Here is a 12797-nt window from a genome sequence, read left to right as displayed (position 1 = left end):
ATGAAAACAGCCATAGTTATAGGCGCTGGAATAGGTGGTCTTGCCATAGCATTAAGGCTTAAAAAACAAGACTATCATGTTATAGTAATTGAAAAAAATGACTATGCAGGTGGTAAACTACATGCCATAGATCAAGATGGATATCGATTTGATCTAGGTCCATCTTTATTCACATTACCTCACCTTATTGACGATTTATTACAACTGTTTCCAGAACATGAAAACTTATTTTCTTACCGTTCTAAACAAATAGCTTGTCATTATTTTTGGGAAGATGGCACCGTTTTTAAAGCCAGTACAGATTCACAAGAATTTGTCCGTACTGCGGCTGCCATATTTAATGAAAATGAGAAAACGCTATACTCCTATCTTCAAAAAAGCAAAAAGAAATACAACCTTACCAAAAGTCTATTCTTAGAAAAATCACTTCACAAAGCATCTACTTATCTGTCCATGGACACGGTAAAAGCTCTGATCAACACCCCTTTTTTAGGGATTTCAAATACACTAGATCAGGAAAACCAAGTTTTCAAAAACCCCAAACTGACTCAGCTATTTAATAGATATGCCACTTATAATGGATCTTCTCCTTATCAGACACCTGGTATTATGAGTATGATTCCTCATTTAGAATTGGGTCTAGGCACCTATTATCCGCACGGTGGTATGCACAGCATTTCACAATCATTGTTTGAAATGGGTGAAAAGGTGGGAATAGAATTCCGCTTTCGCGAAAGCGTTACCCATATCAATCACCTCGATAATCAAGTAACAGGTATCACAACAGATCGTGCAACTTATGAAGCAGATCTCGTTGTTTCCAACATGGATATTTATCCTACCTATCGCAATTTAATGAAGGATATCAAGGCTCCAGAAAAGACACTCCAGCAAGAGCGATCTAGCAGTGCGCTTATTTTTTATTGGGGAATCGATAGAGTTTTCTCAGAACTGGACCTGCACAACATTCTATTTTCTGAAGATTATCATACAGAATTTGAACATATATTTGAGCACAAGACCTTGTCAAAAGATCCTACTGTTTACATTAATATAACTAGTAAAGAATCACTAGAAGACGCTCCTGCAGGACATGAAAATTGGTTTGTTATGATTAATGCACCAGGAGATTATGGTCAGGACTGGAAACAAATCGTGCAAGAAGCTAAAAAAGACATCATCAAAAAAATTGAAAAATGTCTAGGTGTACATATTTCAAATCATATTAAAACAGAATATATCCTGACACCTCAAGGTATCGAGGCTAATACCAGTTCTTATCGCGGTGCTCTTTATGGCGCAGCTAGTAATGATAAATTTGCTGCATTTTTAAGACATCCTAATTTTAATAAACAAGTGAAAAACCTTTATCACGTAGGTGGATCTGTGCATCCAGGTGGTGGAATTCCTTTATGTTTATTGAGCGCACAAATCACAGCAGACCTTATCTCTAAAGCTAATTCATGAGAATAGCAATCATCTTTTTATGGATCATTCATATAGCTGCCATTATAGGTATTGCTATAGGATATGAAGATTTTTTCTTACCTAAGTCACCGTTTACGATGATTTACTTGTTATTTCTATTGATATTCTTTTTCAAGATAGAGTCACGTAAGGCTGTGCTGTTATTTATCGCTTTTATGTTCACCGGCATTCTCGTAGAATGGATAGGTGTGCATACAGGTAGCTTATTCGGTGATTATTATTACGGTATAAATTTTGGTCCTAAAATAGATGGAATCCCTGTACTAATAGGTGTCAACTGGGCTTTACTTACCTTTACCACACATGTTATTGCTAAAAAAGTTTTCACATCACCTATAGCCATTATAGCTAGTGGCGCGGCACTTATGGTAGGTCTAGATTTCTTTCTAGAACAAATATGCGATTTTGCTGGATTCTGGCATTTTAAAAATGGTGCCGGCTGGTATAACTATATTTGCTGGTACGTGGTAGCTGCTATTTTACATGCCATAGCGTTACATTTTAAACTTAAAGGAAATAAAATTCTTTCTTATCATTTATATGGTGTACAACTACTTTTTGCAATAGGTCTATGGATAGTCATTACGATATAGCCATAATAGGCATGGGTTGCGCTGGCAGCCACATTGTGCAAGAATTACTGCGCCGTAAAACCGATCTTAACATTGTTATTATAGATGATTTTAAGGCTTTGTCGTTAGATAAAACTTGGTCTTTTTGGGAAAAAGGAAATGGTAAATGGGACCATTTAATCTCTCACAGTTGGAAAAAAGGCAGCTATATAATGCCTGATGATTTTATACCTCTCGATCTCGATCCTTATGTGTACAAGACTATTGAGAGTCGTGATTTTATCGCTTTCGCGAAAGCGGAATTACAACAAAAATCTAATTACACTTTAATTGAAGAGAAAGTAAACAACGTAGAATATGATGATGAAAAAGGGCACAATAAAAAAATCCACATAGATTACTCCACTGGAACCCTAAGCGCTTCTATAGTTTTAGACAGTCGTATAGATCCCAAGTTTTTTAAAGATACTAAAGCCACTACTCTACAACAACATTTTAAGGGTTGGGTGATTAAAACAGAGCGACCTACTTTTGATCCAGAGGTGTTTACCATGATGGATTATAGATTAAGAGATGCTGGCACGACTAGCTTTACCTACGTCTTACCTTATTCTACAACACAAGCTCTTGTAGAATTTACCTATTTTTCTAAAGATGTGGTAAGCGATGATACTTATGAAAAGTATCTCCAAGAATATATTGCAAAGTACTTGCAGCTTACTAACTTTTCTATTGAAAAAACAGAGCAAGGTGTTATACCTATGACCTCCTATAAATTTGAGCAGCACCATAGAAAAAACCACTTAAAAATAGGCACCGCTGGTGGTTGGGTAAAACCATCTACTGGTTATAGTTTTAAAATGAGTGAGAAAAAAGCAGTACAATTAGTAGATAATATTACTTTAAAACGAGAGCTGAATCATGGTATGATTTCTAAGAAATTTCGCTTTTATGATGATATCATGCTCGATGTATTACACAGTGATAATGCTCGAGGACCTGAGGTTTTTCATACTTTATATAGAAAAAACAAGATACAGACTATATTCAGTTTTCTAGACCAAGAAACTAGTTTAAGTCAGGAGCTAGGTATAATGCTGCCCATGACATCAGTACCATTTTTAAGTGCTTTCTTTAAAAAGTTATTTTAAGCTTTGAGGTATTTCAAAGTCTGCCCATGTTCCTTTAATACTATAGGGTTGGAATCTAGTAAATAACTCTTCTTTATACCATTGCAATGCCTGTGTTTGTTGTACTGCATGTCTGTGATTCTGACTGCGGTAAGCAAATTTCTTTAAAGCTCTTGCGTCGTTCCAAAGGCTAAAAGTAGCCATTTGAGTTACTGGTCGCTCTCCTACTCCTGCAGTGAATAGTAAGTTAGGGTTATCAATTAAATCTACTTGCGATTTAGGCACATAATCCCAAAACTTCTTAAGCATATTTAGTTTAATAGTGGCTCTAGTAATAACGGTTATAAACTCGTTATGTTCATCTAAGTTCTCACTCACCTTAAACGGATTTTTCTTAGACCACTGTCCGTGCGCTTTTATACATTTCATATAGAAAGTAAGCTGATTAGAACTGTGCTTTAAGTATCTACTGTATAAATTTGAATTGGCAAAAAAGCTTTTTGCAGACTCTTCATTCTCCCATACTTGTAATAATCCATAAACACTCCAGTCTGGTTTGGGATCAAAATTCTCCTTTCCTGAACCTAACAACTTATAGAACTCTAGTCCAGCTGTCTTTTTTAATGGACCGTGTGCAAATTGCATCATTCCAAAAGCCCAAACTTTTTGTTTAAAGCTAGGATATTTAAAAAAAGTAAGCGTTGTGATTTGTTGAGACATAAGAACAAAGATAGATGCCTCTTACTTTAAATGAATAAAATGTTGTGGTAAATTAATATTTGGAAATAAAAACTTATAGCACCGTCTTTTATAAGTCTGCCTTCATTAATTGATAATCAACTGATCTATTACTTCTCTTATTTCGGTACTATTCCAGTCTACCGCACCTTGTTCTTTAATTATAACTTTACCTGTTGCATCTATAATATAGCTGGTAGGTATGCTAGATTCATAAAGTTCTTCAGGTGTATTCATTTGTGGTAACACAACTGGTATATCAAACTCTTTTTCTTTTAAAAATCGTTTTACTATTTCTGGATCTTCATTAGTAATTAAAAGAAAATCTATTTCATTACCATAATCTTTAAACAATTTATCGATACTAGGAAATTCTGCAATACAAGGAGGACACCATGTCGCCCAATAACTTATAAAAGTCACACGTCCTTGTCCTATTTCAATTCCTTTGGAAATTCCATCGAGCGTTCTCAAATGATAAGTAAAAGGCTCAAGCTGTTGTTGATCCTCTTTATCTAAAGTAGACGGAGAAAACAACTGTACTCTTATTTTTTGAAGCGCTACCTGAATAGGCTTTCTAGTTTGAGGAATAATAAGTAATGCTATTACAACAATAAAAATTATATTACTGAGAGAAAGCTTTTTCATAAACTATTCTATAGATTGCTATGACTTAGCTAACAAAGATAAATGGCTGTACAATTAAAATCGTTAATTTACTGTTGTAAATATGAACCATCCTTTTAAATAATGAAACACATATTGATAGTAATAGTACTGTTTTTACTTTCTTGTAAACAATCTGATAGTGACAAAGAACCTATTTCCGTTATACATGAAACTGTTGTTATAAAAAAAGAATTGATAGTAGAACGTAAGAAATCGATTCCGACTGCAACTCATTTTGATTATCCGGTAGGCAAACCAAATGCAAAGGGATACTACAATGCACAAAAATTTAGTGAAAACGATCATTTAGGTGATGACTGGAATGCTGTAACTGGTGGCGATTCAGATTTAGGAGACCCTATATATGCAATAGCAAATGGTCAAGTCACTTTTGCAAAAGATATAGGCAGCGGTTGGGGAAAAGTAATTAGGATATCACATAAATTACCAGACAGTACTTATATAGAATCACTTTATGCTCATTGCGATCAAATTTTAGTTTCAACAGATAGCATCATTAAACGCGGAGATCAAATAGGTACTATAGGAACTGCAAATGGTGCTTACCTCGCACATCTACATTTTGAAATTAGAGATAGCCTAGAAATGCATATCGGTGGTGGTTATTCCGAAACTACGGAAGGTTATTTGAATCCAACTAAGTTCATTAAGGACCATCGATGAAATTAAGTCAGGTTGCAAGGGATAGTGAAAGCGAATACAAAGACAACAATCAACAAAAAAGCCTTTTGGTTTCTCAAAAAGCTTTTTTTTGTCGCGCGCGTTTGCAACGTGTGCTCAACAAGCTGAGCATTTGTAATGCGATTCACAATAAGCTATCTTGCTACTATGTCGGAACGATACAAAGTAAAAGATCAAGAAGAAAATTATTTTATCACATTAACGGTTGTAAAATGGATTGATATATTCACTAGAGATCGATACATTCATGTTTTAGAGGACTCATTAAATCATTGTATTAAAGAAAAAGGACTTATTGTTTATGCCTATGTCATAATGCCCAGTCATGTACACATGATAGTAGGAACTACTGGTAAACCAATAAATGATATTATTAGAGATCTTAAAAAGTTCACTTCTAAAAAAATAATTGTTGCTATCAATGAACCTGGAGAAAGTCGCAAAGAGTGGTTGTTAGGTACTTTTTCTTTTCTCGCTGATAAGTCCAAAAGACATTCTAATTATAAAGTTTGGCAAGATGGCTTTCATCCTAAAATAATGGATAGAGTTAAAAAGTTAGAAGCCGCTTTTAACTACATCCATTACAATCCTATAGAAGCAGGTTATGTGAAGGAAGAACGCCATTGGATTCATAGTAGTGCTAGTGCATATTTAGATGATGGAACTAGTAATGTTGAAATTACTAAATGGTATTAAAAGTTGAATTAACTTTGTGAATCGCATTGCAAATGCTTAACTTAAAACGAACGCGTTGCAAACGCGCGCGACGAGAGAACCAGAAGATTAAAATTTGATCTTTAAAAATGTCTTTAAATTTATTCCGCTTTCGCGAAAGCGGAACTACAACAAACAAAAATGCCTCTTGAAATCTCAAGAGGCATTTTAATATAATAGAAAACGTGGTATTAAGCAGCGTTATCTTCTTTAATTTTATTCAATGCACTTCCTTTACGGTACCACTCAATTTGAGCAGCATTATAGGTATGATTTACTTTTATGGTATCCTTAGAACCGTCTGCATGAGTTACCTCAATGTTTAATGGCACATCCGGAGAAAAGTCTGCAAGGTCTACAAAGTTGAAGTTATCATCTTCTTGAATAAGATCATAGTCTGCCTCGTTTGCAAACGTAAGTCCTAACATTCCTTGTTTTTTCAAGTTCGTTTCATGAATACGTGCAAATGATTTTACAATCACTGCTACTACACCTAGATGACGTGGCTCCATCGCAGCGTGCTCGCGAGAAGATCCTTCTCCATAATTGTGATCTCCCACTACTACTGAAGGGATCCCTGCTGCTTTATAAGCTCTTGCTGTGGCTGGTACAGCTCCATACTCGCCATCTAACTGGTTCTTAACAAAGTTAGTTTGCTTATTATATGCGTTTACGGCACCTATTAAACAGTTGTTTGAAATATTATCTAAGTGACCTCTATAACGCAACCATGGTCCTGCCATAGAAATGTGATCTGTGGTACATTTACCAAATGCTTTGATCAATAATTTTGCTTCAGAAACATCTGTCCCAATAGGTGTAAATGGCTCTAATAACTGAAGACGATCAGAGTCTTCGCTAACTTTTATCTCCACACCACTTCCATCTTCTTGTGGAGCTAGGTAACCATCATCTTTTACTTCAAAACCTTTAGGAGGCAATTCCCATCCTGTAGGCTCGTCTAGCATTACTTCTTCTCCATCTTCATTAATCAACTTATCCGTGATAGGATTAAAGTCTAGTCTACCTGCTATAGCAATGGCAGCAACCATTTCTGGTGATGCTACAAAGGCATGCGTGTTAGGATTTCCATCGGCACGCTTTGCAAAGTTTCTATTAAATGAATGTATGATAGAGTTTTTGGGCGCGTTTTTAGGATCTTCATAACGTGCCCACTGACCGATACATGGCCCACAAGCATTGGTGAATATCTTAGCATCTAGATTTTCAAATATTCCTAAAATACCGTCACGCTCTGTGGTGTAACGCACTTTTTCTGATCCAGGATTTATACCAAAATCTGCTTTAGTTTTTAATTTTTTATCAATTGCTTGTTGTGCTATCGAGCTTGCACGAGAAAGGTCTTCATAAGAAGAGTTCGTACAAGAACCTATAAGTCCCCATTCTACTTTAAGTGGCCAGTCATTTTCAGTTGCTTTTTCATTCATAGAACCAACTTCAGTCGCTAGATCTGGAGTAAATGGCCCATTTAAATGTGGCATTAAGGTATCTAAATCGATTTCAATTACTTGATCAAAATATTGCTCTGGGTTTGCATACACCTCATCATCACCGGTAAGATATTCTTTAACTTCATTTGCAGCGTCTGCAATATCAGCTCTATCAGTTGCGCGCAGGTAACGTTCCATTGAGGCATCATACCCAAATGTAGAAGTCGTTGCTCCTATCTCTGCTCCCATGTTGCAAATTGTTCCTTTTCCTGTACAAGAAAGGTTTGCAGCACCATCACCAAAATATTCTACAATTGCGCCTGTACCACCTTTTACGGTAAGGATTTCAGCTACTTTAAGAATTACATCTTTAGGCGCTGTCCAACCTGATAATTTACCAGTTAGTTTAACACCTATAAGTTTAGGGAATTTTAATTCCCAAGCCATTCCTGCCATAACATCTACAGCATCTGCTCCACCTACACCTATAGCTACCATTCCTAATCCGCCAGCATTTACGGTGTGAGAATCTGTCCCGATCATCATACCTCCTGGGAATGCATAGTTTTCAAGGACTACTTGATGAATGATACCTGCTCCTGGTTTCCAAAAACCGATACCATATTTATCTGATACGGACTCTAAAAAATTAAATACCTCGTTAGAAGTATTCAAAGCATTTTGAAGGTCAGAACTAGCACCGTTTTTTGCTTGGATCAAGTGATCACAATGTACTGTGGTAGGTACAGCAACTTCTGTTTTACCAGCCTGCATGAATTGTAATAAAGCCATTTGTGCAGTGGCGTCTTGACATGCGATACGATCTGGTGCAAAATCCACGTAATCTTTTCCTCTAGTGAAGGGTTTTCCTGGAATTCCATCCCAAAGGTGTGAATACAAAATCTTCTCAGCGAGTGTAAGGGGCTTACCAGTTAGTTCTCGAGCTTTATTAACACGAGACGGTATCTCACTATACACTTTCTTAATCATATCGATATCAAATGCCATAAGGTATATTATTAGTTTTATTAGTGTTTTAAATATACAAAATTATAGAAGTACTATTTATAATATAAATATAAAATTGACCACTGCACTGATAGTTAAAATTAATAACAAGTAGAAATAATAGCAATTAAAAAAGCCTGAATCTAATGATTCAGGCTTTAATTCTATTAAATAGTTTGTTGTTTTAAGCAACAACTAAGTTCTTAGTAGAAGGCTTGAATTTAGTTAAAACTATACCTTCAACTGCTGCTTCATATTCTTCCATTGTAGGTGTTCTTCCTAAAATTGTAGATAATACAACTACTGGAGTAGAAGATAATAAAGACTCACCTTTTTTACCGTCTGTATCTCTTACCACTCTACCTTGGAATAAACGAGTAGAAGTAGCCATTACCGTATCACCTGGCTCTGCCTTTTCTTGGTTACCCATACAAAGGTTACAACCTGGACGCTCTAAGTATAACATATTTTCATACTTAGTACGTGCTAGTCCTTTAGGCGCGTTATCATCAAATTCAAAACCTGAATATTTAACTAAAACATCCCAGTCTCCCTCTGCTTTTAATTCATCTACGATATTGTATGTAGGAGGAGCCACAACTAGAGGTGCATTAAACACTACTTTTCCTTGTTGTCTCTCGATATTCTTTAACATCTGAGCTAAGATTTGCATATCTCCTTTATGAATCATACATGACCCTACAAAACCTAAATCTACTTTCTTAGTACCACCATAATAAGATAGTGGTTTAATATTATCATGCGTATAACGCTTAGAAACGTCTTCATTATTTACATCTGGATCTGCTATCATAGGCTCTACAACCTTATCTAAATCGATAACTACTTCAGCATAATACTTTGCATCTCCATCTGGCTTTAAAGCAGACTTCACACCTGTTTTAATCTCAGTAATACGGTTATTTGCTTTATCAACTAGTCCTTTAAGATCTTGTTTTGGGTTATCCATACCCTTATCAATCATAATCTGAATACGATCTCTAGATATTTCTAACGATTCAATTAAAGTCTCATCTTCAGAAATACAGATAGAAGCTTTTGCTTTCATCTCTGCTGTCCAGTCTGTAAACGTAAATGCTTGATCAGAAGTTAAGGTACCAATATGTACTTCAATAATCTTTCCTTGGAAAACGTTTTCTCCTTCAAATTGATCTAACATTTGCTCTTGAGTAGCATGCACTACATCACGGAAGTCCATGTAAGATTTCATTTCTCCCTTAAAGGTAACCTTTACTGATTCTGGAATAGGCATAGTAGCCTCTCCTGTAGCAAGAGCTAAGGCAACGGTTCCTGAATCTGCTCCAAAGGCAACACCTTTTGCCATACGAGTGTGAGAATCTCCACCGATAATAACATCCCAGTCATCAACTGCAAGGTCATTAAGTACTTTATGAATAACGTCTGTCATTGCATGATACTTCCCTTCTGGGTGACGTGCTGTTACTAATCCGAAGTCGTTCATGAACTTCATTAATCTAGGGATATTAGCCTTAGACTTATCATCCCATACAGAAGCTGTATGACAACCAGATTGATAACCACAATCAACGATAGGAGAAATAACAGTCGCTGCCATCATTTCTAATTCTTGAGAAGTCATTAAACCAGTAGTATCTTGAGAACCTACAATGTTTACTTCTACTCTTACATTAGAACCAGCGTGTAACGTTTTTCCTGGTGTTGAACCTACTGCATTTTTATTGAATATTTTTTCAACTGCTGTTAAACCTTGTCCTTCTACAGATACTTCTTTTGCAGTAGCATATACTTGAGGCACATCTATATCTAAAACTTTACAAGCAAAGGTTTGTAATTTTTTACCAAAAACAACTGCATAAGATCCACCAGCTTTGATAAACTCCATTTTAGGTGGAGTTAAAGCTGTAGAGATATCTTTTAATTCTTTATCTCCGTTATATAATTTCTTGGTTTTTGTATTGATAGTAAGAACCGTACCAGTAGCTACAGAATATTCTTCTTTAAGAATAGCCTCACCATCTTCATCGACTATCGTATTACCGTCTGCATCTTTTTGCTTAACCCAGTTTTTTAAATCAATACCTATACCACCAGTTACTCCTACGGTAGTTAAGAAAATAGGTGCAATACCGTTAGTACCTGCGATTACTGGAGCGTAATTAATAAACGGTACATATGGACTAAAAGGAACACCAGTCCATAGCGCTACATTATTCACACCAGACATTCTTGAAGAACCTACTCCCATAGTTCCTTTGTCAGCGATTAACATCACTCTCTTATCAGGATGTTGCTCTTTTAAAGCTAACAATTCATTCTGCATGTCTTTATTATGCTCAAACATACACTGACCATGTAATTCACGGTCTGATCTTGAATGCGCGTCTGCACCAGGAGATAATAAATCTGTAGAGATATCACCTACACCTGCAACAAAAGTTACGATCTCTATTTCTTCTTCTACATCTGGTAACTTAGTAAAAAACTCTGCCTGTGCATAGCTCTCTATAAGTTCCTTAGCAATAGCATTACCATCGTTAAAAGCTTTTTCTAACTTTTCAGTATCTGCTTCATATAAGAATACTTGAGTTTTTAAAACTTTGGCAGCATCTTGAGCAATTTGAGCATCATTACCTAAAGCAAGATCTAATAAAACCTCTACAGAAGGTCCACCCTTCATATGAGATAATTGTTCAAAAGCAAAAGCTGGTGTAATTTCTTTTACCGCTTCCTGACCTAAAATAATTTCTTTTAAAAACTTAGCTTTAACAACAGCAGCACTAGTCGTACCTGGTAAAACATTATAGATAAAAAAGTTAAGAGACTGCTCTCTAAACTCGTTATTTACGTCTTTAATTTGCGATATAATTTCGCTTAATAATTCAGCTCCATCTATAGGTTGTGGGTGAAGTCCTTGTTCTTTTCGGTCTTCAATTTGCTGAAGATAGTTCTTATAAGTATTCATATATTTTATAATAGTATTCGGTTCAATGTAAATTAAGATATGTCTTTATGATGTAAACTTTTTCTTACTGACAGTCTATCATCAGAAGCCATAATCATAAAAATAATTTATCATTTTTAATGGATTGCGAAGCTACAAAAATGAGCCGTTAAATGAAAGTTTAACACAGTATCACAGTAGTTTAGACATTATCAAAATAGCGAGGTTTTAAAAGGATAGATTTTATCAAATTGACAATTTAAACAACCTTAAATTATCAATTTGACAAATAACTATATCGATAGTAGTATTTTAGCTTTCGCGAAAGCGTAATTGTTTATGCTTATACCGCTATTAAATAATATTGAATATAAAAAAAGCACCTCGTAAAAGGTGCTTTTATATAATTTAAGTCAGAAAACTGATTATAGAATCTGCGCGATAATACTTTCTTCTGTATGACCTTCCGCTTCTGCTTTGTAATTTTTAATAATTCTATGTCTTAAGATACCTGTAGCAACCGCTTTTACATCCTCAATATCTGGACTGTATTTACCGTTAACCGCAGCATGTGTTTTTGCAGCTAGAATTAAATTTTGCGATGCTCTAGGACCGGCACCCCAATCTATATATTGCTTAATAATTTCTGGAGCCTCATCACTTTTAGGCCTCGTTTTACCCACTAGTTTAACTGCATACTCAATAACATTATCTGCAACAGGAATGCGCCTTACTAGTTGTTGAAAATCTACTATTTCCTTTGCCGTGAACAGTGCATTTATCACCGGTTTTTTATCACTAGTAGTCGCCTTTACCACATCCACTTCTTCTTGATAAGAAGGATATTGTAAAAAGATAGAAAACATAAATCTATCTAACTGTGCTTCTGGCAATGGGTAAGTACCTTCTTGCTCAATAGGGTTTTGTGTAGCCAGTACAAAATAAGGTGCATCTAACTTATACTTATGACCAGCAACTGTTACAGATTTCTCTTGCATCGCTTCTAGAAGAGCTGCTTGAGTTTTAGGTGGTGTACGGTTAATCTCATCTGCAAGGATTATGTTAGTAAACACAGGTCCTTTAATGAATTTAAACGTTCTATTCTCATCGAGAATTTCACTTCCTAAAATATCACTAGGCATTAAATCTGGTGTAAACTGTATACGTTTAAAATCTAATCCTAGAGCTTGCGATATCGTATTAACCATTAAAGTTTTAGCCAGTCCTGGAACACCTACTAGAAGTGCATGACCACCAGAGAAAATAGAAATCAATATTTCATTGATTACGTTCTCTTGACCTATTATTACTTTGGCTATTTCTTTTTTAAGTTCCTGATGTTTTTTTACCAGGTTATCAATCGCAGCTACATCTGACATGT

The 12797-nt window shown here is 35.5% G+C and carries 10 protein-coding genes; 5 read left to right on the top strand and 5 right to left on the bottom strand.

Going from position 1 to position 12797, the window contains the following annotated elements; genetic code table 11:
* Genes crtD through ACJJVJ_RS14175 form a run of 3 tightly spaced genes read left to right on the top strand, consistent with a single transcriptional unit; the run spans position 1 to position 3211 of the window.
* Entirely contained in the window at positions 1 to 1467 is a 1467-nt protein-coding gene (crtD, locus tag ACJJVJ_RS14185) for a 1-hydroxycarotenoid 3,4-desaturase CrtD (RefSeq protein WP_405371083.1), read from the top strand.
* On the top strand, positions 1464 to 2081 hold the full coding sequence (locus tag ACJJVJ_RS14180; protein WP_405371081.1) for a carotenoid biosynthesis protein: 618 nt from the start codon (positions 1464 to 1466) through the stop codon (positions 2079 to 2081). Before crtD ends, ACJJVJ_RS14180 begins: the two co-directional genes overlap by 4 nt.
* Positions 2060 to 3211, top strand: a complete 1152-nt coding sequence (locus ACJJVJ_RS14175) for a lycopene cyclase family protein (RefSeq protein WP_405371079.1) — start codon at positions 2060 to 2062, stop codon at positions 3209 to 3211. The genes ACJJVJ_RS14180 and ACJJVJ_RS14175 overlap by 22 nt, the downstream gene beginning before the upstream one ends.
* Here ACJJVJ_RS14175 and ACJJVJ_RS14170 read toward each other — a convergent pair.
* Together ACJJVJ_RS14170 and ACJJVJ_RS14165 are read right to left on the bottom strand one after the other, a co-directional pair.
* Complete coding sequence (locus tag ACJJVJ_RS14170; RefSeq protein ID WP_405371077.1) at positions 3203 to 3910, bottom strand: DUF3291 domain-containing protein; 708 nt, start codon at positions 3908 to 3910, stop codon at positions 3203 to 3205. The genes ACJJVJ_RS14175 and ACJJVJ_RS14170 overlap by 9 nt on opposite strands.
* Before the next feature lie 105 nt (positions 3911 to 4015).
* Positions 4016 to 4576, bottom strand: a complete 561-nt coding sequence (locus tag ACJJVJ_RS14165) for a TlpA family protein disulfide reductase (RefSeq protein ID WP_405371076.1) — start codon at positions 4574 to 4576, stop codon at positions 4016 to 4018.
* A gap of 102 nt (positions 4577 to 4678) precedes the next feature.
* Between ACJJVJ_RS14165 and ACJJVJ_RS14160 the strand changes: the two genes are divergently transcribed.
* Together ACJJVJ_RS14160 and ACJJVJ_RS14155 are read left to right on the top strand one after the other, a co-directional pair.
* On the top strand, positions 4679 to 5281 hold the full coding sequence (locus ACJJVJ_RS14160; RefSeq protein WP_405371074.1) for a M23 family metallopeptidase: 603 nt from the start codon (positions 4679 to 4681) through the stop codon (positions 5279 to 5281).
* Positions 5282 to 5446: 165 nt separating this feature from the next.
* Complete coding sequence (locus tag ACJJVJ_RS14155) at positions 5447 to 5995, top strand: REP-associated tyrosine transposase (protein ID WP_405371072.1); 549 nt, start codon at positions 5447 to 5449, stop codon at positions 5993 to 5995.
* 209 nt (positions 5996 to 6204) lie between these two features.
* On the opposite strand, the gene ACJJVJ_RS14150 is transcribed toward ACJJVJ_RS14155, so the two are convergent.
* The 3 genes from ACJJVJ_RS14150 to ACJJVJ_RS14140 all read right to left on the bottom strand — a co-directional run bounded on the left by ACJJVJ_RS14150 (position 6205) and on the right by ACJJVJ_RS14140 (position 12795).
* Entirely contained in the window at positions 6205 to 8472 is a 2268-nt protein-coding gene (locus ACJJVJ_RS14150; RefSeq protein ID WP_405371070.1) for an aconitate hydratase, read from the bottom strand.
* A gap of 184 nt (positions 8473 to 8656) precedes the next feature.
* The gene (locus tag ACJJVJ_RS14145; protein ID WP_104516513.1) at positions 8657 to 11437 is read right to left on the bottom strand and encodes a bifunctional aconitate hydratase 2/2-methylisocitrate dehydratase; all 2781 of its coding nucleotides are present in this window, start codon (positions 11435 to 11437) and stop codon (positions 8657 to 8659) included.
* Between the two features lie 404 nt (positions 11438 to 11841).
* A complete protein-coding gene (locus ACJJVJ_RS14140) occupies positions 11842 to 12795 on the bottom strand; it encodes a MoxR family ATPase (RefSeq protein WP_104516511.1) in 954 nt (317 codons plus the stop codon).
* Positions 12796 to 12797: the final 2 nt, after the last annotated feature.

The organism is Nonlabens sp. Asnod2-A12, assembly GCF_045063745.1.
Lineage (GTDB): Bacteria > Bacteroidota > Bacteroidia > Flavobacteriales > Flavobacteriaceae > Nonlabens > Nonlabens xylanidelens.
The sequence above is the reverse complement of the archived record's forward strand: the minus strand, read 5'-3'. Positions and strand labels throughout refer to the sequence as shown.